The 19,927-nt window shown below is 63.8% G+C and carries 21 protein-coding genes and 1 tRNA gene; 13 read left to right on the forward strand and 9 right to left on the reverse strand.

Going from position 1 to position 19,927, the window contains the following annotated elements:
* Positions 1 to 26: 26 nt before the first annotated feature.
* The 3 genes from KXD97_RS04490 (at position 27) to KXD97_RS04500 (ending at position 2,397) form a co-directional block, all read left to right on the forward strand.
* Entirely contained in the window at positions 27 to 992 is a 966-nt protein-coding gene (locus KXD97_RS04490; RefSeq protein WP_260755643.1) for a metallophosphoesterase, read from the forward strand.
* Complete coding sequence (locus KXD97_RS04495; RefSeq protein WP_260755644.1) at positions 989 to 2,080, forward strand: PLP-dependent cysteine synthase family protein; 1,092 nt, start codon at positions 989 to 991, stop codon at positions 2,078 to 2,080. The genes KXD97_RS04490 and KXD97_RS04495 overlap by 4 nt, the downstream gene beginning before the upstream one ends.
* 243 nt (positions 2,081 to 2,323) lie before the next feature.
* Positions 2,324 to 2,397: transfer RNA gene (locus tag KXD97_RS04500), tRNA-Pro, on the forward strand.
* A gap of 52 nt (positions 2,398 to 2,449) precedes the next feature.
* On the opposite strand, the gene KXD97_RS04505 is transcribed toward KXD97_RS04500, so the two are convergent.
* Complete coding sequence (locus tag KXD97_RS04505) at positions 2,450 to 3,619, reverse strand: site-specific integrase (protein WP_067992226.1); 1,170 nt, start codon at positions 3,617 to 3,619, stop codon at positions 2,450 to 2,452.
* A gap of 168 nt (positions 3,620 to 3,787) precedes the next feature.
* Here KXD97_RS04505 and KXD97_RS04510 point away from each other — a divergent pair, with 168 nt between their 5' ends.
* The 6 genes from KXD97_RS04510 (at position 3,788) to KXD97_RS04535 (ending at position 8,921) form a co-directional block, all read left to right on the forward strand.
* Positions 3,788 to 3,985 (forward strand): AlpA family transcriptional regulator, encoded by a 198-nt coding sequence (locus KXD97_RS04510; protein WP_062657835.1) that lies wholly within the window; start codon positions 3,788 to 3,790, stop codon positions 3,983 to 3,985.
* Between the two features lie 133 nt (positions 3,986 to 4,118).
* Positions 4,119 to 5,702 (forward strand): ATP-binding protein, encoded by a 1,584-nt coding sequence (locus tag KXD97_RS04515; protein ID WP_067992223.1) that lies wholly within the window; start codon positions 4,119 to 4,121, stop codon positions 5,700 to 5,702.
* 78 nt (positions 5,703 to 5,780) lie between these two features.
* Positions 5,781 to 6,239, forward strand: a complete 459-nt coding sequence (locus tag KXD97_RS04520; RefSeq protein ID WP_131822210.1) for a transposase — start codon at positions 5,781 to 5,783, stop codon at positions 6,237 to 6,239.
* A 218-nt stretch (positions 6,240 to 6,457) separates the two neighbouring features.
* The gene (locus KXD97_RS04525; protein WP_070953156.1) at positions 6,458 to 7,294 is read left to right on the forward strand and encodes a TIGR04255 family protein; all 837 of its coding nucleotides are present in this window, start codon (positions 6,458 to 6,460) and stop codon (positions 7,292 to 7,294) included.
* Positions 7,295 to 7,416: 122 nt separating this feature from the next.
* On the forward strand, positions 7,417 to 8,043 hold the full coding sequence (locus KXD97_RS04530; RefSeq protein ID WP_133052440.1) for a hypothetical protein: 627 nt from the start codon (positions 7,417 to 7,419) through the stop codon (positions 8,041 to 8,043).
* A gap of 83 nt (positions 8,044 to 8,126) precedes the next feature.
* Entirely contained in the window at positions 8,127 to 8,921 is a 795-nt protein-coding gene (locus KXD97_RS04535) for a hypothetical protein (RefSeq protein WP_070953155.1), read from the forward strand.
* 308 nt (positions 8,922 to 9,229) lie between these two features.
* Here the strand turns inward: KXD97_RS04535 and KXD97_RS04540 are convergent, their stop codons facing one another.
* Complete coding sequence (locus KXD97_RS04540) at positions 9,230 to 10,027, reverse strand: hypothetical protein (protein ID WP_067992214.1); 798 nt, start codon at positions 10,025 to 10,027, stop codon at positions 9,230 to 9,232.
* 485 nt (positions 10,028 to 10,512) lie between these two features.
* Positions 10,513 to 11,199 (reverse strand): TetR/AcrR family transcriptional regulator, encoded by a 687-nt coding sequence (locus KXD97_RS04545; RefSeq protein WP_067992211.1) that lies wholly within the window; start codon positions 11,197 to 11,199, stop codon positions 10,513 to 10,515.
* Between the two features lie 155 nt (positions 11,200 to 11,354).
* Here KXD97_RS04545 and KXD97_RS04550 point away from each other — a divergent pair, with 155 nt between their 5' ends.
* The 3 genes from KXD97_RS04550 to KXD97_RS04560 all read left to right on the forward strand — a co-directional run bounded on the left by KXD97_RS04550 (position 11,355) and on the right by KXD97_RS04560 (position 13,021).
* A complete protein-coding gene (locus tag KXD97_RS04550; RefSeq protein WP_218620378.1) occupies positions 11,355 to 11,813 on the forward strand; it encodes a PaaI family thioesterase in 459 nt (152 codons plus the stop codon).
* Positions 11,810 to 12,481, forward strand: coding sequence for a TetR family transcriptional regulator (locus tag KXD97_RS04555; RefSeq protein ID WP_067992207.1), 672 nt, complete (start codon positions 11,810 to 11,812; stop codon positions 12,479 to 12,481). The genes KXD97_RS04550 and KXD97_RS04555 overlap by 4 nt, the downstream gene beginning before the upstream one ends.
* A gap of 75 nt (positions 12,482 to 12,556) precedes the next feature.
* Positions 12,557 to 13,021 carry a DUF6188 family protein gene (locus KXD97_RS04560; RefSeq protein ID WP_062655118.1) on the forward strand — a complete coding sequence of 155 codons (465 nt, stop codon included), beginning with the start codon at positions 12,557 to 12,559 and terminating at the stop codon, positions 13,019 to 13,021.
* A gap of 47 nt (positions 13,022 to 13,068) precedes the next feature.
* On the opposite strand, the gene KXD97_RS04565 is transcribed toward KXD97_RS04560, so the two are convergent.
* Both KXD97_RS04565 and KXD97_RS04570 read right to left on the reverse strand, forming a co-directional pair.
* Positions 13,069 to 14,118, reverse strand: a complete 1,050-nt coding sequence (locus tag KXD97_RS04565; protein WP_062655119.1) for an LLM class flavin-dependent oxidoreductase — start codon at positions 14,116 to 14,118, stop codon at positions 13,069 to 13,071.
* Positions 14,119 to 14,299: 181 nt separating this feature from the next.
* On the reverse strand, positions 14,300 to 14,683 hold the full coding sequence (locus KXD97_RS04570) for a PaaI family thioesterase (RefSeq protein WP_078281697.1): 384 nt from the start codon (positions 14,681 to 14,683) through the stop codon (positions 14,300 to 14,302).
* Here KXD97_RS04570 and KXD97_RS04575 point away from each other — a divergent pair.
* A complete protein-coding gene (locus KXD97_RS04575; RefSeq protein ID WP_162291742.1) occupies positions 14,651 to 14,884 on the forward strand; it encodes a hypothetical protein in 234 nt (77 codons plus the stop codon). The two genes, KXD97_RS04570 and KXD97_RS04575, sit on opposite strands and share 33 nt — an antisense overlap.
* Before the next feature lie 224 nt (positions 14,885 to 15,108).
* Here the strand turns inward: KXD97_RS04575 and KXD97_RS04580 are convergent, their stop codons facing one another.
* The 4 genes from KXD97_RS04580 to KXD97_RS04595 all read right to left on the reverse strand — a co-directional run bounded on the left by KXD97_RS04580 (position 15,109) and on the right by KXD97_RS04595 (position 19,925).
* A complete protein-coding gene (locus KXD97_RS04580) occupies positions 15,109 to 15,777 on the reverse strand; it encodes a transglutaminase family protein (protein WP_043985051.1) in 669 nt (222 codons plus the stop codon).
* Positions 15,774 to 16,874 (reverse strand): BtrH N-terminal domain-containing protein, encoded by a 1,101-nt coding sequence (locus KXD97_RS04585; RefSeq protein ID WP_067992202.1) that lies wholly within the window; start codon positions 16,872 to 16,874, stop codon positions 15,774 to 15,776. The genes KXD97_RS04580 and KXD97_RS04585 overlap by 4 nt, the downstream gene beginning before the upstream one ends.
* A gap of 270 nt (positions 16,875 to 17,144) precedes the next feature.
* Positions 17,145 to 18,251 (reverse strand): NDMA-dependent alcohol dehydrogenase, encoded by a 1,107-nt coding sequence (locus tag KXD97_RS04590; RefSeq protein ID WP_067992199.1) that lies wholly within the window; start codon positions 18,249 to 18,251, stop codon positions 17,145 to 17,147.
* Between the two features lie 45 nt (positions 18,252 to 18,296).
* Positions 18,297 to 19,925 carry a fatty acid--CoA ligase gene (locus KXD97_RS04595; protein WP_068001990.1) on the reverse strand — a complete coding sequence of 543 codons (1,629 nt, stop codon included), beginning with the start codon at positions 19,923 to 19,925 and terminating at the stop codon, positions 18,297 to 18,299.
* Positions 19,926 to 19,927 lie beyond the last annotated feature (2 nt).

Here is a 19,927-nt window from a genome sequence, read left to right on the forward strand (position 1 = left end):
ACGGGGAGTAGCGATAGGCTGGGCGAATGCACGTCGCTTCACCGGGATCGATCCTGAAGACCACCGCCGCCGCGTCGGTCGGCACGCTCGTCGCCGGCATCGGGTACGCGTCGCTGATCGAGCGCAACGCCTTCGTGGTCCGCGAGGCGACGATGCCGGTGCTGACCCCCGGGTCGTCCCCGCTGAAGGTGCTGCATATCAGCGACATCCACATGCGGCCCACTCAGCGGCGCAAGCAGGCGTGGCTGCGCGAGCTCGCGGGCTGGGAACCCGATCTCGTCGTGAACACCGGCGACAACCTGGCGCACCCGAAAGCGGTGCCGGCCGTGGTGCAGGGCCTCGGCGACCTGCTGTCGGTACCCGGTGTTTTCGTGTTCGGCAGCAACGACTATTTCGCGCCGAAGCTGAAGAACCCCGCCAACTATCTGACCAAGCCCACCCACCGGATCCACGGTGAGCCGCTGCCCTGGCAGGACCTGCGGGCGGCGTTCACCGAGCGCGGCTGGCTGGACATGACCCATACCCGGCGCGAGTTCGAGGTGGCCGGCCTGCACGTCGCCGCGGCCGGCGTGGACGACCCGCACCTGACCCGGGACCGCTACGACACCATCGCCGGGCCGGCCAGCCCGTCGGCGAACCTGACGCTGGGGTTGACGCACTCCCCCGAGCCGCGGGTGCTGGACCGCTTCGCCGCCGACGGCTACCAACTGGTGATGGCCGGCCACACCCACGGCGGTCAGCTGTGCCTGCCGTTCTACGGTGCGATCGTCACCAACTGCGACCTCGACCGGTCGCGGGCCAAGGGCCCGTCGCGCTGGGGCGCCCGCACCCAGCTGCACGTGTCGGCCGGCATCGGCACCTCGCCGTTCGCGCCGCTGCGGTTCTGCTGCCGCCCCGAGGCGACATTGCTGACGCTGGTGGCGGCTCCGACCGGGGGTTCCGACGCGGGATCGAAGGCCGGACAGTCGAGCCCCTCCGTATCGGCGCGGTGAGCCCGCCGGGCCCGTGTCAGCGGCAATCGCGGGCATGGGTGGACAACGCGGTCCGGCTGATCGAGGCCGACACGCACCGCAGCGCTGACACGCACCTGCTGCGCTACCCGTTGCCGTCGAGTTGGTCGGCGGGCGTCTCGCTGTATCTGAAGGACGAGACCACCCACATCACCGGAAGCCTCAAGCACCGGCTGGCGCGGTCGCTGTTCCTGTACGCGCTGTGCAACGGCTGGATCGGTGAGGATACGACGGTCATCGAGGCGTCGTCAGGCTCCACGGCGGTGTCGGAGGCGTACTTCGCGGCGATGCTGGGGTTGCCGTTCATCGCGGTGATGACGGCCTCGACGAGTGCCTCGAAGATCGCGCTGATCGAATCCCAGGGCGGGCGTTGCCATTTCGTCGAGGAGGCGGCGCAGGTGTACGAGGAGGCGCACCGGCTGGCCGACGAGACCGGCGGGCATTATCTCGACCAGTTCACCAACGCCGAGCGCGCGACGGACTGGCGGGGCAACAACAACATCGCCGAGTCGATCTTCTCGCAGATGGGCCAGGAGAACCACCCGGTGCCCGACTGGATCGTCGTCGGCGCCGGCACCGGCGGCACCAGCGCCACCATCGGGCGCTACATCCGCTACCGGCGTCACCCCACCCGGCTGTGCGTGGTGGACCCGGAGAACTCCGCGTTCTACCCGTCGTACATGAGTGGGGAGGATGTGGTCACCGGCGCGTCGTCACGCATCGAGGGGATCGGGCGTCCGCGGGTCGAGCCGTCGTTCGTGCCGGGAGTGGTGGACCGGATGATCTCGGTGCCCGACTGCGCGTCCGTGGCGGCGGCGCACCACGTGGGCCGGGTGCTCGGGCGGCGGGTGGGCCCCTCCACGGGGACCAACATCTGGGGGGCGTTCTGCCTGCTCGCCGAAATGGTGGCCGAGGGCTGCAGCGGGTCGGTGGTGACGTTGCTCGCCGACAGCGGCGACCGCTACTCCGACACCTACTTCTGCGACGAGTGGCTGACCAGCCACGGCATCGACCCGGCCGAATCGTCCGGGGTGCTGGCCGAGTTCGAGCGGTCCGGGCGCTGGCCCTGATCGTCGGCGCGCCGCGTTAGCGGGCCGTCGGAAGTCAGGAACAGCCACAGCGCGGCCAGCAAGAAGAAGCCCAGGTAGATCGATGCGCCCAACCCGGTCATGGCTCGCCTCGTTTCGTCGGTCTGTGTCTGTCAGTGTGCATAACGCCACCGACAGCTCCGTTCCTTCCCCGGGGTGTGTCGCGTCACGGATGGGCGTTTGGCGTCTTCGGCGCCCGGTGCGATACGCTGTCGTGGCTTCACTCGGGGTGTGGCGCAGCTTGGTAGCGTGCTTCGTTCGGGACGAAGAGGTCGTGGGTTCGAATCCCGCCACCCCGACTGGTGTGTTCGCAGGTAGAGGCCCTGACCGGGAATTCTGGTCGGGGCCTTCTTACTTCCCAGTCCGCAGCTGGTCCGCAGTGGATTCCAAAGACCGCATCCGCGCCGCATCTAGTGCAACCGAAACCTGCTCCAGGTCGTCCGGGAACAAGTCTGCATAGGTGTCCAGGGTCAGGACTGCGGACGCGTGCCCGAGCATCGTCTGGACGGCCTTGACGTTGGCCCCCGCGCTGATCGACAGCGACGCCGCCGTGTGGCGAAGGTCGTGCGGTGTCACGGTGGGGTACGCCGGGTCTGCTGCCTGGAGACGTTGGACGGCCACGTTGAAGACCCGCGGCCGCCACGTCGACACTCGCAGCAGTGCTCCTCCTGGCGATGTGAACACCAAGTCCTCACGCCGCTTACCCATCATGAGCACGGCCAGCGGCTCGGCCAGGAACGCCGGGAACGGCACCGAGCGACGTTCGTGGGATTTCGGCGACGACCACACCACACGTCCCTTCACCTCGGCGACCGCCTCACGGATATTCACCCTGCGACGCAGCATGTCGAATGACTCCACCCGCAGCGCTGCCATCTCGCCCCAGCGCAACCCGGTGTAGGCCAGAAATCGAACAACGATGGCGTACTCGCCGACCTCGCGGGCCAGAAGTTCCACCTGCCGGTGCGTCAGGTAGCCCCGTGCTCGGTGCTGTCGTCGCGGCGACTTCACTCCCATACACGGATTGCGGGGGATCCGTCGATCGTCGACGGCCATCTCCAGAATCTGTCTCAGGACGCTAAGCGCATTCTCGATGGTGGCCGGTTTGGCTCCACCCGCCGCCAATTGCTGCACCCACGCCCTGATATCCGACGATTGCACGTCGGCTACTGCGACCGCGGCCCACCGGCCTTCGACGTAGCCCGACCATGCGAACGCGCGTGTCGCAACCGTCGTCTCCTTCAAATGGCCCTGGGTACCAAGCCACTTGGCGTGCAATTCACGGACGGTAATGCGCCCGGCTTTTGGCGCGACATAGGTTCCTATCGTCTGCGCGGCTGTGATCTCGTTGAGAAAGGCCTGAGCGTCCACCTTGCGGTCGAACGAACGGGTGTTCTCACCGCCTTGATCATCGACATACCGGGCCAACCATCGGCGCCCTTTGCCATTGCGCGCGGCAGGGGTCCCGTCCGATCGACGCCACCTGTCCTCGACGCCGGCGCGGCGGTTTCGTCGCTGCATGTGAGCCACCTCCGTTGGGTGCCAGATTCCCACCGACCACCGACAGCCGACGAAATCGTTCGACTGGAGCCAATTTATAGGCGAAGTTGAGGGTACTGGTGGACAAATGCAGGGCGCCACCACCACCGTTGGATTCGTTGACAGAACCCACTATTGAGGAGCAGCTACATGGATCTACTGAGTGCCAAACAGGTTTCAGACATCATCGGCATTCCCGTTGGAACTCTCCGCTACTGGCGCCACTGCGACATCGGACCGGCCAGTTTCACCTTGGGCCGCCGAGTCGTCTACCGGCGCGACGAAGTGCTGCGATGGATCTCGGAGCAAGAAAGCGCAACCCGGCGCGGAGGCGGAGACGCCGCGTGAACCGCACCCACGAAAAAGACCCCGGGGCCTAGCCGAGGTCTTTGTTCGAACCACCTGATCATCCGACACGGAAGTTCCACATGAGAATAGCTCGTCAACGCAGCCTGCATAAGCACCGTATGCAGGAAATCCTATGAGCGACAACACCGAGACGGACAAGAAGTCGGTAGCCGCACGCTTGGTCAGCATGGCACAGGAACGCTACCTGCTCGGGCTCTCAGAAGAGGGCGAGCCGTTCGGCGCTGACCGCGACCGCCCGCACTTGGTGATGCTGCTCCGCGCCGGCAAGGCCGGTCTACGCGCCGACCTCGCCGCACGGTACTTCGCCGAAACCGGCGCGGTCGCCGGCGGCCAGGCGCTGACTGACGCCACCCTGATCCTCGAAGGTTTGGCTGCCACGAAGCCGCCCGAACGCCTCAACCTCCGCGTCGCTGACGATGACGGCACCATTTACATCGACACCGGACGGCCCGATGTCCAGACGATTCGTATCCGACAGGGCCGGTGGACGCTCACCGAACGGGCACCTGTGCGCTTTCTGCGTACCAAGTTGACCGGGGCGATGCCGCTGCCGGCTCAGGGCGGGAATGTCGAGAAGCTCTGGGATTTCGTCAACGTCGACTTTGAAGACCGACCGGTCCTCCTTGCTGCCCTCGTTGCCGCTCTTGTCCAGACGGACGTCCCCCACCCGATCTTGGCGCTGTTCGCCGAGCAGGGCAGCGCCAAGAGCACAACCACGCGCATGCTGGTCGATCTCATCGACCCGTCACCGGTCCCCCTGCGGCAGGCACCGCGTGACGCCGACTCGTGGGTCACTGCAGCCTCCGGTTCGTGGGTCGTTGCCTTGGACAACCTGTCGACTATCTCGCCGTGGTTGTCGGATTCTCTGTGCCGCGCCGCCACCGGCGACGGCAACGTCAAACGGGCGTTGTACACAGACTCCGATCTCGCAGTCATCAAATTTCGGCGGTGCGTCATCATCAACGGCATCGACGTCGGAGCAGTGCGGCCCGACCTCGCGGAGCGACTGGCGACTGTCGACCTGCGACGCATTGATCGCCACATGCGACAACCGGAAGCCACGATGCGACAACAGTGGCGCACGGCTCTACCAGGGATTTTGGGCGGGCTTCTCGATCTGGCCGCCGTCGTCCATCAACGGCTGGAAACCATTTCGGTCGACGTGTCGCCACGGATGGCGGACTTCAGTCGCACGCTGGCGGCCGTTGACGAGATTCTGTCGACCCATGGCTTCCGGCGTTACCTGTCACGCGCCAATCAACTCTCCGAAGACAGCCTGTCCGCCGACCCGTTCATCGAACAGCTACGGCTGCACATCCGGGAACCGCTCGTCGCAAAGTCCGGAGGCGACCTGCTGGCGACAGTCACGCCAACCGGCGACACCTGGCGCAGGCCGAAGGAGTGGCCCCGGAACGGGCGGGATGTCACGGCCGTCCTACGACGGCACGCACCCGCGCTACGGAGTCTGGGTTGGGCGATCGAAGACGATGGCGCTCGAAATCATCGGAATGTCCTGTTGTGGACCGTCTACCCGCCCTACAAAGATGTGTCGGCCAAACAACACTCGCAATCCTCGCGTCCCTCGCGCATTTCGGCTCCGCGGGAGCAGTCGTCCTCTGTTCAAGAGCTGCCCGCGCACCGCCAGACTGTCCCGAAGGGTCATTCAGCCGACGATCTAGACGTCGAGGCGTCGTGACCGCGCTTGTCGGGCTAGCGGCGTCGGCACCATCGGGCAGAATCTGGACCAGGTCCCTCAACGGGAGGAGTGGTCTTCGTGAGCACGCAATTCGACGCGATCGTCCAGGCGGTCATCCACGACTGGCCTGACTACGGGTGGTCAGGCCAGTTGGAGGCGGCCATCAAGCAGCTGTATCTGTCAGATCTTTCTTATCCAGCAACATGGTCCAGCGAACGCCGCGAGGAGTTCGCAGAGCGCCACGCCGGCGACGATGCGCTTCTTCTCACCACCTCGTTGGACGATCTCATCGATACCGTCACAGATCGCTATGCGCGCGATCACGGAGTTCTCCCCCATCGTGACGATGCGACCCTGCTTCTCGAAGCGGCGCGACGAGACGCAATCGACGAACTGGAGCTCCGCTTCGTGGCTGACCTACCTGCCGAGATCGCCGCGTTGACAGCCCACGGTGTTGGAAGGGCAAATGGCTCTCTGACGGCGTGCGGGCCGGCCCAACGGCGGCAGAGCAGCACACTGCGCCTAAGCCGTCCTTAGGTAGGTTCCGTTTTGCGGCGGCACCATCCGCTTCGAAATGGCCTTTCGCACTCCCGTGTCGACAGACGAGATGCGATCGAGCGGCGCATAGATCCCTTGAAGCCGCGTTCGCTATTTCCGGACCGGGGGCCGCTGCCTCTCCTGCTCCTCATCTCTGACGATAGCGCCTACACTTGTCGGTAGGTGCATCTAAGGTGCATCTCTATGGACAGGACAGTATGACCATCGATCCACACACACTTCGCCCAGCTGAGGACGTTCCATTGGGGGGGCTGCCCTCGGCCGATCCGACCCTGCTCGGAAACGCTCCCCTCGAAGTCGCAGTGATCGAGATCCGGTATACCGCCCGTACCGACGAGATCACACCGGAGGTCGCCGCTGCTTTCCGGGACGACCTTGTGGAGAACACGGGGGTGGACTTCCCGAGCATTCAACCCACCGTCCAACAGCAGATGAGGATCGACTTCGGGGCCAACGGCGTTTCCCAGGTGGCAGCGGAGTCCAGTGGGTGGCAAATTGCTTCCGCGGACGGAGCACACGTCACGCTCATGCCCGACATCCTGATCATGCAGGTCAACCGCTACGAGCGGTGGCGTACCAGCATGAAGGCTCCGCTAACCGTTCTGGTCGAATCTCTCGGACGGTTAGTCAAGCCATCGTTGGTGCACCGCATCGGTCTGCGGTACGTCGACCGCTTCCATGACAGTGGGTTCAACTCTGCAGAGGCTTGGCGTGGCCGGATCGACGACACCCTTCTGGGCCCTGTGCTTAACCCAGTGTTCGGCGGCAGTGTTCGAGGTGCTCAACAGCAGGTGGAGATCCGGCTTGATGATCATCACGGCGCGTTGCTGCGGCATGGACCAGTTCGCGATGATTCGGGCAAGTGCGTGCAGTATCTACTCGATACGGACGTGTTCCGCCACTCCTCATTCACGTTCGACGTGCGAGAGGTCGTCATCTCAGCGGAGCGGCTGAACCGCACTTCGTTGTCACTTTTTCAGGCGTCGGTTACCGATACCTACCTGAAAGAGCTTCGAGAAGGGAGCGCGAAATGACGATCATGGAGCAGCAGCCGACCGGCTCCCGCGTGCTCCGGTCACCTTCCTGGGCCCGAGCACAAAAGGGCCTGTACCCGGCCCCTTGCGAGGACGGACTCTGGTCCAGCACGTTCGTGGAGATGAGTTCATCGCCGGGGTTGCGGGATGTCGTCGCGCATTTCTCTGGAGCCCTCGACCCGTGCGGATGGGATCAGGTTCGCGTCGAAGTTTTCAAGAGTCTCGACGGGCAGATGAACCTTCCGGGCTCGGCGCTGTGGTTGACGATGCCGTATACATTCATCGATACGGTGCTGTCCGACGAGCAACAGGTCGACGAGACGGTCGATGTTCTTGATGCCTTCGAACGAATCCGAGCCGAACTGGGCCTAACGCAGAAGGAGATGTTCAAGGCCACCGGCATCAACAAGCGCACGTTCCACTCGTGGGCGGCAAAGCCCCCCGCCAGCCGGCCCCGTGTAGCCAGCTTGGGTGGACTGTGGGAGTTGGCGGACGCCGTCGACGACCTCCGCAGCACACTGGACCAGCCGATGAACAGGTGGCTGCGTGCCGACAAGAAGCGAGCCTCCGCACTACTCGACGGCCGGTTCGACGACCTCGTTGACCTGGCTGTGGATCGGACGCCGTTCCCTCGGCGAGAGATCGGCACTTCGGTATACGAGGGGATCGCCGAACACGTCGAGACACCGATCATTCGAACCGGTGGTCCGGTGGTGACCGAGAACGTCGAGGACGGATTCGCCCGGTGACTATTGATCGACTCCTGCCGGAGCGATGGCCCCCGCACACGCTTCTCGCTCTGGAGCGGTGGCGGCAAGGGCATCTTCTCCCGATGGATCGCGGCGCATGGATCGTCCCAGCGTGGGTAGACGACCCTGTAACCGGAGAACCCGCTGCCGATGGAGCGTTGGGTGAGGTGCGTGCTCGGTCAGCACCATTGAGTGACAGCGGGTATGCCGCGGTGGTGTCACAGACCTGCGACATTGCGGGCGGTCCCGGGATGCGGCATCCGCTGGTGCAGGCATGCCCGGTACGCGACATCTCAGTCTTTTCGACGGAGAAGGTCCAGCAGATCAAAGACCATCAGCTCTCCGACTACGTCTGGCTAAGTGAGCCTCCGGTTCCTGGAGCGGTTTGGGCCGTGGACCTGCGCGCGATCGTTCCGGTCAGCAAGGGTTTGCTCGCTGCGCAGGAACCGGTCGTGGGGTTCGCCTCGATTGAGGACGAGCTCATTCTCGGACAGCGCCTTGCCAGCAAACTTGGCCGGCCTGCTGTGCACGATGCGCTTGCCGGTCCGGTATTCGAAGCTCTGCGCAAACTCATTTCGAAGGCGAAGAAGTCGCAGGACTGGTGCGATGACGTCGAACAGCTTCGTTTGGAGATCGTCGAGGGGACCACACTGTATCCGAAGCGTGTGCGACTACTCGTGCTGACAGACGTCCGCTTCGGACCGTCGGAGAAGAAACCGCTTCGCGACGAATGGAAGTCCCATCGGAAGTCATTGAACGCCGCCGGGATTACTTGGGAACCAATCCATTTCCTCACGGTCGACAAATGCCCCGTGCGACTCTATCGCGCGTCGGTACCCATCGAAGCGCCGACTCTCGAGCGCGGACGGTTTGCATAGACCCACTCGGGGTGTCCGCCTCACCAATCGCACAGCTGATTTCGGACAGGGTGGCCCCACGTACCTATCGAAGCACGCCGCGGTCCGCTCCCGGCCGGATCGCGGAGTCAGAAGGCAGGTTACGAGCGACTGCGCTCACTGGCGACGGATCCGCCCTAGGGCGCTCGGCAACGCCGATGCCGATGTTGCGCAGGACGCACATCGATTGCCTGGCGGGTTATCTGCCACGTGACCCAGGTTACGCAGCGCGCATCACGCGGGCACAACGGGCGTTGACGACCAGATGATCGATACGGTTGCTGAGCCGTTCAGGCGCGATACGGATAAACAGCTTTGGCGAGATCACGCGCCGCCGTCAGAGTCGCTCGGTCGAGGTCCTTGTGCCGTGCCCGTTCCGTGAGCCTCGCTAGCAGCGTGCACAGCGCCCGCTCGTCCCGGGAGGCAATGTCTGCGGCGTCGAGCGCGCTGACAGGGACAGGAGCCGGTGAATCTTCAGGCGTCAGGGCGAGGTCGGTCGCGGAACCGGCCCTCGGCACCTCGACGACGCGGATCGGCGTTCCGTGGCGCTCGGCAGCCATGCGTGCAGCAGATGAGTCGCGCCGACACGTGTCCGAGCAGTAGAGCCGGCAGCGTCCGCGACGTGGCCTGTCTTCAGGATCCATCATCAACACATCGCATCGCACGCACCGCGGCCACTCCGTGTCCACACGAGCGTCGCGCCATGCATCAGCGCGCGCAGCCGGTTGCTTCTTAACGGCTTTCGCCGCCTTGCTGCGCAGCAGCGCGCGTATCTCTCTGACATCAACACCGACCAGCTCGGCGATAGCCGCCAACGTCGCGCCACGTTCCCGCATGTCCTTGATCGATGCACAGGCTTCCGCGTAATAGCGGCTGCGCCTGCGCTGCGCCTCCGCCTCCGCTTGCTGGCGAGACTGCGCGACGCGACGGGCCTGCCATTCGTCCACATCCTGCAGGCGTCCGATCAACGCCCGAACGGCGGTCGCGTCATCGGCGTTGGCACGGTCCTGCTGCGCTCGCACTTCGTTCGCTCGGCGTTGCGCCTCGACGGCGCGACGACGCGCCTCCAGTTTCGACACAGCAGTCATGTCGACAACCTACGAAGCAACACGAGGTTTCGTCCACGACCACAGCCACATTCGTCTCAGTTCCGCGCGTCGCTCAGCGTCACTTCCGATGGCGCGCCCCGGCCGCTGTCGTCACTGCCGAGTAACCCGCCCCGCTTGCCACCAAGCCATCCCTGCCAGCCAGTTCCTCCAATTCCGACACACCTCTTGCACTCTGGGGCCAGCACGATCACTTTTCGTCGGACGATAAACACGCATCGATCCGCAATGCCATTGACGAAAGTGCTACGGGGTCTCAACGCGAGCAACCGCACTGCGAACGCTGAGGCGGTTCACGTCGCCTGGCCCGACATAGTCGTCGTGGGCATGCCTGCGATCTGCGTGCACGGCCCCTAGCGAGTGACGGCGAACATTTCGCCGGTGCCATCGCCGACGTGACTGGAGTGCAGAGGAAAGTTCGAAGACCAGCCAGACTGGGCGCAGTGAAACTCGTTGCCGCTAGAGGGCTATGCGAGCGGTCGCCCTGCATGCAGACTGGCGGCCTTCACGCGCTTGGTCTCGCCATCGTCGCTCTTGCAGTGGGCGGCGAGAAAGCCATCGACGAGGTTCTCGCAGTCGTCGTGAGTGATGCCGCGAATCCCGGTCATCCGGGCAAACGCCAGTGGGCCGACCAGTTGGCACAGCGCCAGTTCTCGGTCGAAGTTCTCCAACTCGGCTTGCGCCGTCGGGCTAGAGAGTATGGCGTCGAACGGTTGCCGGTACTGGTCGACGACTCGGGCCCGCAACGCGCCGGATGTGTGTCGATCATCGGCTTCGTTCGTCGGGCCGGTGGGACCAAGGGACAGCCATGCCAGCGTCGTGACATGCAGTGGCGCGTCGTTGAAAAGAGCGGCTTGGCGGCTTAGCAATTCGATCAACTGGTCACGCAGAGGGCCGCTGGTCGGTACCGGAGTCGCCACCTGGGGAAGCAAGCGTTCGAACGTGGCTGCGAGCAGGTGCGACGAACTTTGGAAATGGCGGTAAAGCGTGGTTCTGGCCACTTTGGACGCTTTGGTGACGGCATCGATCGTGACGGCTTCCACGCCGCCAGTGCTCAGAAGGGTCGCGGCTGCATCCAGCAGTCGATTTCGAGACCGGATTCGCCGCGGGTCCACGTCATCGTCAGGGACCGGCGCTGGCTGACTGTCGCTCACTCATTCACCTCGGCGGTCGATTTCACGCGATGCTGTCCTGGCAGTCTAGCAGTGTGGTACTAACGGTATCGAAGCGAAACCGATAGTATTGGAGCGTGATTGTGCCGGAAAGCGCGTCGCTGCCGAAGCGGTTACCTTCGCACACGACAACGTGCATGGGTTGCGGCCCCGACAATCCCCACGGACTGCAGTTGGTGGTGCACCGCCGCGGCGACGCGGTGTACTCCGACGTGATTTTCGACGAGCGCCACATCGGGGCTCCTGGGCTGGCCCATGGCGGAGCAGTTGCGGCGGCGTGCGATGACGTCTTGGGATTCACATTGTGGATCGCCGGCACACCAGCGGTGACTCGCAGCCTGACAGTGGAGTATCTGCGGCCGGTACCTCTGCATCAACCCCACAGGATCACCGCCCACATCCGGTGCCGCGAAGGACGGGCTCTGCACGTCATGGCGACGGGCACTGATTCCGATGGGGCCAACCGCTTCACCGCCACTGCGGTATTTGTCGCGGTCAGCCAGGATCACTTCGCTGCGCACGGCGACGTCAGTGCTTTTGGCGGCCTTCTCGAACAGTTCTCACGTCACGGCGGCCTCGACGACGGGCGACCATGACGCTCCCCCTTTCTCGCAGCCATGGCAAAACCCGACCGCTGGAGGCAAAATCAGCCGGCGGCCGGACGCGGACCGCTGTAGCGCCCGCCTCGCATTCATCCACCCAGCGCCGGGAAGCGATTCTGGACGCGGCCCTGCTCGTGGCCACGTCAGGTGGCTATGAGGCGGTTCAGATGCGGTCGGTCGCCGAGCGGGCCGGTATCGCCGTCGGCACGCTCTACCGCCACTTCCCGGCGAAGACCAACTTGTTGGTGGCGGCGCTATCGCGCGAGTTTCGCCGACTCGACTCGGCTGACGACTGGGCTAGCGGTGACGGCACGCCATTGGAACGGCTCGAACGTCTCACCACACACCTACATGACCGCTGGCAGCGCGATCCCTGGCTGACATCAGCCATGACACGAGCGTTCGCCGTTGCAGACACCCGGGCAGCCGCAGAACTAGACTGCGCCGCCGCCGAAATTCAGACCCTGCTGGCCCGCACGCTCAGGGGCGGCGAACCGACTCCAGCCGATTTACACATCGCCGCGATCATCTCCGACGTGTGGCTGGCCAACCTCGTGGCCTTTTGTGGCCACCGAGCGTCGGCCGCCGATACTCGCGAACGCATCGACCTGGCCACTCGGCGCGTGGTGACCAGCCGCGCACGACCCGCGGAAACCGCATAACGATACTAGTAGTATCGCAGCGCTACCTGAAGTACCCTTAGGGCGAGGCTCGATGACGCGGCGAAGGAGAGTGCCATGTATACCCAATGGATCGAAAATTGTGTCGTGCAACGCGTCTCCGTGCGCGACGGCCTGGTCCTGGACCTGGACGACTACAACGAGATTGTCATCTCGTGCCCCTTGCTGCTGACACTGCCTGCGGTCGACCCGTATCCCGCAGAAGCGGTACGCATCGATCCACTCAAGATCGCGACTGACGAACGCCCGTTGTTGAACCTCGCCGGCGCGGTGTGCACTCAGGCCTGGTCCGGCGACGATGGAGGGCTACACCTGAGGTTCTCGCGTGGACACAGCATCGACGTCGACCCCGATTCCGAGGAAACGGCATGGGAGTTGTACGGCAAGCGCCACGGCTACATGGCATGCCTACCCCGGGGGCGGGTACGCGTGGTCCGCCACGACCTCCCCGACAGCGACGACGCCAACATCCTCAACAACGCCGCACAACCGTCGGCGGGGTCGGCGCGACAGACGCACTAAATGCGACCGCGGACGGGGACGGGTCAACTTCGGCGGCAATGCGTGGATCAGATTGAACGTGGACCGGACTGCCCTGGCGACATCGAGGCGGGCGAGCATTCCCGAATGATGCTGTCGAGGTTTTGCTGCACGCGCTCGGGAGCGATGCCAACCGATGGTGAATACAGCATGATGTGGTCGAGGACGCCGTCGTAGCGTCTCAGCTGTTCACGGACCTCGTGTGCCGTCCCCGCGACGCCCATGGTGTCGATCATCTCCTCGGACACCGCGGCGAACATCGCCGGGAAATCGCGCTGGGCGAATGCTTCCCGGATGGTTCGGCCTTCGCTGGCGAAGCCGTTCACATCAAGTACCGTCTCGTAGGATTTGACCGAGGAGTAGAACGCAATCTGCTGCGCCAGTTCGCGCCTGGCGACCTCGGCGTCGTCGTGGATGGCGCACATCACCATGGAAATGATTTCCACGTCATTGGGGTCGCGGCCGGTGTGCGCGGCACCCCTGGCGATAGCGGGCCGGACGATCTCCTCGACGTAGGTGGTGGTGAACAGGGGATGTCCGGCCAGCCCGTCGGCCACCCGCCCGGCCGCCTCGCACATCCGAGGCCGGACACCGGCGGTGACGATCGGGATCGGCCGGCTGGAGGGTCCCACGTCGCCGGTCGGCGTGAGATTCATTCTGTAAAAACGACCCTCGTGATGGATCGGGCCTTCATGCAGGTTCCATATCCGGCGCAGCAGCATCACGAGTTCTTCCATCCGCAGCGCGGGCGCGGAGGTGTCGGGCACGCCGTGCCAGTCGCTCATCATCCGCTTGGTGCCGTTGCCGATGCCCAGCACCAGCCGTCCGTTGGAGAGTTCGTCGAGATCACGCGCCTCGGTGGCCAGCACCAGGGGGCTTCGGCCGACGCCGTAGAGAATGGAGGAACCGATCCGGCAGTTCTGTGTGCAGTTGGCCATCGCGGCCATGGAGATCGAACCCGACCGGGAGTAGAACTCCGAGGCCCATACGGCGTCGAACCCGGCCGCATCGGCGGCGTGTGCGGTCTGGGCCAGTGACTTCAAATCCGCGCCGAGAACCGACAGGCCGTAGGTGCTCATGACCGGTCTCCTGTGCGCGGGCGCGGGCCGTCGAATACGACGGCGCTGACCCGTGGCCGCCGTCTGGTGGAGGTGATCCTCGGCGACCAGGTACATGAGTGCGTTGATGATGTTTGCGTCGAGCGGGGTAAGAGACGTGGAACGCGCGCGGCCAGCCGTGCGCCACCTCCAAGGCTGGTGCTCAGCATCTTCCCTCCCTGGGTGACCGCACAATGCAGGGTGTCGAAGTCGCCTTCTGTATGGAACTAGTGAAGTGCGCCATCGTGACGACGACGAATAACCCTGAGGCGGACGCGACTAGCTGACCGGTAGTCTCCTCGCGCAATTCTGTCCGGACTTCGAGTTTCCGGCCGGTCTTGGACACCAGCTCCGCGCTGACCTCGTAGGGGACCCCCAGCAACACCGGCGCGTAGAACTCGGTATCGAACCTGCGGGTGACGGCCATCTCACCGACGACGTACAGCAACATGCCCACCATGTCGTCGAGTACGGTCATGACTGCGCCGCCATGTGCGATACCGGGTGCGCCGCGATGTCTGCCGTCGAAGATATGCCTGGCACCCACCCCGTCGCCATGCCGACGCGCTCGCAGGCGATGACCGTGCGGATTGTCTGTGCCGCAACCAAGGCACCACGGGTGGTGCGCATCAAGGTAGTCGCCGTCGGCGGCGACAGCACGATCCTGAAAGCTATGCCACCATGCGATGGCCGAATCTTCTTCCGCTTGCTCTTCGATGACGAAACCCTCCTAAATAGACCCTCGTAGCGCGTGGTTCACCACACGACTGAAGAATTGCGCCGGCGTCGACTGGGCTGATCGCCGGTAGATATGTATGTAGGACTCGTTAGCCCGCCGAGATCATCGCTGCGACACACCTTCCGATTAGGACACTGTCGGCTATCTGGTCCTGCCCGTAATCCCTTGGACTGCAGTGTATTCATAGCCGGCCAGATCGCGTCACAATGAACTGGCACACAGTCCGCAGCGCCTCACAACTCCTGGGAGAAGGCGTCACGCTGGGCTCCAGCGCCAGCCATGAGCGGGCCGTACCGGTGATGCAACTCTGTAACGATGTCGGTGAAGGGGAGATCGTGGTACCAACCGCGGTCGTTGAGGTACTCCATGTGTTGGCTTCCCCCACCGTCGTAGGCATGGAGGAGCGCATCGGTGTGGCCGTCGAAGTCGATCGGAGGTACACCGAATCGCGCGCAGAGCTCGGCATTGAACGCCGGAGTGGCCTTCACCCAGCGGTTGTTGAGTTGTAATTCGCTATATCCGTGGTAGACGAACACGTCGGTACCTCCCATCCGGGCACGCAATGTGGTGGTCTGCAGATGGTTGCGCACGTCCGCGAATCCGAGCCGGGCCGGAATGCCCGCCGCACGAGCTGCCGCGGTCAGCAGCACCGCCTTCGGTATGCAATACGCCCTCGACGCTGTCGCTACATAGCTCGCCCGATAATGCTCGGGATCGTCGTCGGTGCTATAGGGATCGTACCAAATCCTGTCCCGCACAGCGGTGAAGATCAACCTCGCCTTCTGCACAGGGTCACGAACGTCACCGACCGCGTCCTCGGTGAAGCGCTGTACATCGTCGTGCTGCCAATCGAGGAACCCAGTTGTCTCCAGGAAACTCGATTCGTTTGAAGTGTCGCTCACAGATAGCCTTTCAGATAAGCCTCGAGGCCGGTATCGACAGTGCCAACGGATCGACTGGCCGTTTCGAGGGCTTCGACGAGGCGTGTTTCGGAGTCCGGGATCGTCGCGGCGATTTTGGCCGCAGCGAGACTACGACTCCGTAGCGATGTGCCGGCATCGGTGGCTGCGGCCGCAAGCTCAGACCACGCTTGGGAAGCGTGTCGGGCCGCGGCCGCCGCTTCGGCTGCGGCGGCGTCCCCGAGGAGATCGGCGATATTCTGGCAACCTTGTGCTTGCAGCATACGAAAGAGCCCGCCACCGGTTCCGGCTTTCTCGATGAACGCCCCGAGCCCGAACAATGCCGCGGTCAGGGCGTCGTCATCAAACACCGTTGGCCAATGCCGTACGTCATCGGCGAACTCCTGCACACCCTTCAAACCGGAGGCCTCGACTTCAGCTGCCTCGATGCGCAGTAGCGGCGCACCTACGGCACCGCCGCGCATGAAAGCTGCGCTCGCGGCTAATGCAGTGGCGGCAATCGGCCCAAGGTCGGGCACTCGCTCCGGCCAGTCGACGTGATATGTGGTGTGCCGGGTCGGTGTAGGGAACCCTACCGAGGACCGCGCCCGGCGCAGGTCGTCATAAGCCACCGTTTGGGTGGTCTCGCGGTCATTATCGACCACATAGGCAACCCCTTGTTCGTCATCATATCCGGTGATGACGATGTCGTGACGGCTCATGTGCAATCGGACGCGCAGGTAAGGAAGTTCGCCGATGTCAGCCCAGACCATGACGGGTCGGCCCTTGTCGACTTCGTCGGTAACAAATGACCATCCCACGTCTGCGTCATCGGTCGATCGCACTACGCAGTTTGCACCAACTCGGGAGAGGTAGTCTTTTTCCAGGTCGCTTCCTCGTCCTACCAGGTAGATCTGGGGAAACAATTGCGTAGAGCGGACGTACGAGAAGTCCAAGGCTCCGCCGAGGGTGAAGACCAATCCTTCACTGAGTGTTTCTGTCCCCCATCCTAGTTGTGCCCATTCAGTAAGGTCACGCAGCGCACCGGAACCACAGTGCCCTCCTCTCCTGTGGGGATAGGGAATTTCAATCCTCGCCATCGCCGCTTCCTCTCTTGTCCAATAGCACTGTTAAGACTCATCGAAAGCTACGTTCCATCAAGGCGTCGCGGCTGGCGGTAGGTGCCAGAACTGGTCGACCGCAGCCAATCTCACCCGCGCAGCTCGACCGCCTATGACTATGGGAAACATTGCTTTCGATCGCTATCCGCATCAAAGCGTCAACGGTGAGAGCCCCTGACCCGCAGCATCGCCATCGTTGTACTGAGCTCGCTTGGTGCCGTTTTGCGCTTCCCTGCTTTCGGTGCTCTGTCAGAATCGGATGAGTCCTCGGATGTTGCGGCCTGACCGCATGTCGTCGTAGCCCTCATTGATCTCATCGAGGGTGTACTCACGGGTGATCAGCTCGTCGAGTTTGAGTTGTCCGGAGTTGTAGAGTTCGACGAGCCGCGGGATGTCGTGGGCGGCGTTGGACGAGCCGTAGAGGGCACCGCGGATCTGCTTTTCATACAGCGTTAATTCCAGCAGCGAGCCCGACATCGACGTGTCTTCGGGGTGTCCGATCGCGGTAATGACCACACGGCCGCGTTTACCGACCAGTGATAGCGCCTCAGCGGTGTAGGCCCCTTCGGCGACGTCGGTGGTCAAGACGCAGACGTCGGCGAGTTTGCCACGGGTGATGTCGCTGATCAGTGACCAGGCCTCATCGATGGTGGCAACGGCATGCGTCGCGCCGAAACCGCCAGCTTGTTCGCGCTTGAACTCCACTGGGTCGACAGCCACGATGGTCAACGCGCCAGCGATGCGGGCGCCTTGGATCGCATTCATGCCGATGCCGCCGGCGCCGATCACGACCACGGTATCCCCGGCGCGCACGTCACCGGTGCGTACCGCCGAGCCGTAACCGGTCGTGACACCGCAACCGATCAAGGCCGCCTTGTCCAACGGTGTCCCGTGGTCAACCTTGACCAAGGAGGCCTTCGGCACCACGGTGTATTCCGAGAACGTGCCCAGCAAGCACATCTGGCCGACATCCTCGCCGCGGGCATGGAAGCGGTAGGTGCCGTCGATCTGGGGTCCCATCATGATCGCCGCACCCATGTCGCACAGGTTTCCCATCCCGCGCGCGCAGTAAGAGCAGTGCCCGCAAGACGGCAGGAACGTCAGGATGACCGAATCGCCCTCGGCCAGGTCCTCGACACCTGCACCCACCTCGACCACGGTGCCGGCGCCTTCATGACCACCGACGACGGGCAGCGGAAACGGCAGATCACCGGTCACCAGGTGTTCGTCTGAATGGCACAACCCGCTGGCGGTCAACCGGACCAGCACTTCATCCGCACCGGGCGGATCCAGCTCGATCTCATCAACCTCCCACTTCTCTCCCAAGCCCCAGAGCACGGCAGCGCGTGTTTTCATGTGTGTCCTCTCCTCAACGTCGGTGCTTCCGTAGCAGTGGATGGTTCACGCCAGCGTCTCGACGGCGAGCTCACCGTCGGCATGCTGGCGGCGCAGCTTCTTCTTGTCGAACTTGCCAGTAGACGTCAACGGAACGTCGGCGACGAACGCCCACCGTTCCGGTAGCCACCACTTGGCCACCCGTGCACGCAGGAACTCAGTCAACTCCGCAGCGGTGGCGGTGCAGTCAGCGGCCAGGACCACCACTGCCAGCGGCCGTTCCTGCCACTTGTCGTCGGGCACTCCAATCACCGTGGCGGTGCGTACTGCAGGGTGAGCGGCCAACTCGTTCTCCAATTCCACCGAGGAGATCCACTCCCCTCCAGACTTGATCACGTCTTTGGCGCGGTCGGTGAGAGTGATGAACGCATCGGCGCTGATGGTCCCGACATCCCCGGTGCATAACCAACCGTCCGGCGACACCGCCGGACTGTCATGCTCGTAATAGGACTGAGTGATCCACGGGCCGCGGATCTGAATCTCCCCCACCGACAGTCCGTCCCAAGGTTGTTCTGCACCGCTGTCATCAACGATGCGCGCCTGCACACCGGCCACTACCCTGCCTTGGGTTCCCCGCAGGTAAAGGGACCTCTCCGGGGTGTCGGTGTTCCGCGGCAGAGCGACCGCAGCCAGCGGGGAGGTCTCAGTCATCCCCCAGGCCTGCACGATTCGGATGCCCAGTTCGTCATAGGCAGTCATCAACGACCTCGGAACCGCCGAACCACCGCACGCCACCATCTCCAGCGAACTCACGTCGTGGCCGGGATTGTCGCGCAGGTAGTGCAAGACATCGGTCCAGATCGTCGGCACAGCGCCCGCCATCGTGGGCCGGGCCGCCTCGATCATCTCCACCAATGGCCCCGCCTGCAGGAAACGGTCAGGCAGCAGAAGCTGCGCCCCCGCCATCATCGCCGCATACGGCAACCCCCAGGCATTAGCGTGGAACATCGGAACGATCGCCAACACCGTGTCGTCATGACCGATGCCCAAGGCGTTCGAGGTGCACGCCGATTGAGAGTGCAACCACGTCGAACGGTGGCTGTAGACAACGCCTTTCGGGTGCCCGGTAGTACCGCTCGTGTAGCACATCGCTGCGGCCGACTGCTCGTCGACGTCGGGCCAGTCGAACGTGCTCGGCTGGGCTGCCACCACATCGTCGTAGCGAAGGACGTCCTTTCCGCAGCCCTGCACTGCGGTAAGATCACCCGTGCCGGTCACCAGCACCGTGCGCACCGAGGTCATCGACGGCAACGCCGCCGCCAACAGGTTCAGCACCGTACCGTCGACGATGATCACCTGATCTTCGGCATGATTGGCGATCCACGTCAGCTGTTCAGGTGGCAGCCGCAGATTCAACGTATGTAGCACCGCACCCATCGACGGCACCGCCGCGTAACAGTCCAGGTGCTCCTGGTTGCTCCACTGCAGCGTCGCGACACGCTCGTCTCCACAAATGCCTATCTCGCGCAACGCATTCGCCAACCGCGCCGCACGCTGCCCCAACTCATGATACGACACCCCAGAGATCTGTTGGGGTCCGCGTGCGGTCAACACCTCGCGATCGCCATGGACTGCCGCAGCATGGGCCACGATCGCGGGCACCGTCAACGCAACGTCCTGCATCGTGCTCCTCATCG

The organism is Mycobacterium sp. SMC-8 (assembly GCF_025263565.1).
Taxonomy (GTDB): Bacteria; Actinomycetota; Actinomycetes; order Mycobacteriales; family Mycobacteriaceae; genus Mycobacterium.

What these genes read in the sequence shown, in the direction of transcription:
- KXD97_RS04505 (WP_067992226.1), bottom strand. Translation starts at nt 3,619, where the DNA reads ATGCAGCGACGAAACCGCCGCGCCGGCGTCGAGGACAGGTGGCGTCGA.
- KXD97_RS04595 (WP_068001990.1), bottom strand. Translation starts at nt 19,925, where the DNA reads ATGAGGAGCACGATGCAGGACGTTGCGTTGACGGTGCCCGCGATCGTG.
- KXD97_RS04510 (WP_062657835.1), top strand. Translation starts at nt 3,788, where the DNA reads ATGGATCTACTGAGTGCCAAACAGGTTTCAGACATCATCGGCATTCCC.
- KXD97_RS04515 (WP_067992223.1), top strand. Translation starts at nt 4,119, where the DNA reads ATGAGCGACAACACCGAGACGGACAAGAAGTCGGTAGCCGCACGCTTG.
- KXD97_RS04535 (WP_070953155.1), top strand. Translation starts at nt 8,127, where the DNA reads ATGGATCGCGGCGCATGGATCGTCCCAGCGTGGGTAGACGACCCTGTA.
- KXD97_RS04490 (WP_260755643.1), top strand. Translation starts at nt 27, where the DNA reads ATGCACGTCGCTTCACCGGGATCGATCCTGAAGACCACCGCCGCCGCG.
- KXD97_RS04530 (WP_133052440.1), top strand. Translation starts at nt 7,417, where the DNA reads ATGAGTTCATCGCCGGGGTTGCGGGATGTCGTCGCGCATTTCTCTGGA.
- KXD97_RS04585 (WP_067992202.1), bottom strand. Translation starts at nt 16,874, where the DNA reads ATGGCGAGGATTGAAATTCCCTATCCCCACAGGAGAGGAGGGCACTGT.
- KXD97_RS04575 (WP_162291742.1), top strand. Translation starts at nt 14,651, where the DNA reads ATGTCTGCCGTCGAAGATATGCCTGGCACCCACCCCGTCGCCATGCCG.
- KXD97_RS04550 (WP_218620378.1), top strand. Translation starts at nt 11,355, where the DNA reads ATGGGTTGCGGCCCCGACAATCCCCACGGACTGCAGTTGGTGGTGCAC.
- KXD97_RS04590 (WP_067992199.1), bottom strand. Translation starts at nt 18,251, where the DNA reads ATGAAAACACGCGCTGCCGTGCTCTGGGGCTTGGGAGAGAAGTGGGAG.
- KXD97_RS04560 (WP_062655118.1), top strand. Translation starts at nt 12,557, where the DNA reads ATGTATACCCAATGGATCGAAAATTGTGTCGTGCAACGCGTCTCCGTG.
- KXD97_RS04540 (WP_067992214.1), bottom strand. Translation starts at nt 10,027, where the DNA reads ATGACTGCTGTGTCGAAACTGGAGGCGCGTCGTCGCGCCGTCGAGGCG.
- KXD97_RS04525 (WP_070953156.1), top strand. Translation starts at nt 6,458, where the DNA reads ATGACCATCGATCCACACACACTTCGCCCAGCTGAGGACGTTCCATTG.
- KXD97_RS04565 (WP_062655119.1), bottom strand. Translation starts at nt 14,118, where the DNA reads ATGAGCACCTACGGCCTGTCGGTTCTCGGCGCGGATTTGAAGTCACTG.
- KXD97_RS04555 (WP_067992207.1), top strand. Translation starts at nt 11,810, where the DNA reads ATGACGCTCCCCCTTTCTCGCAGCCATGGCAAAACCCGACCGCTGGAG.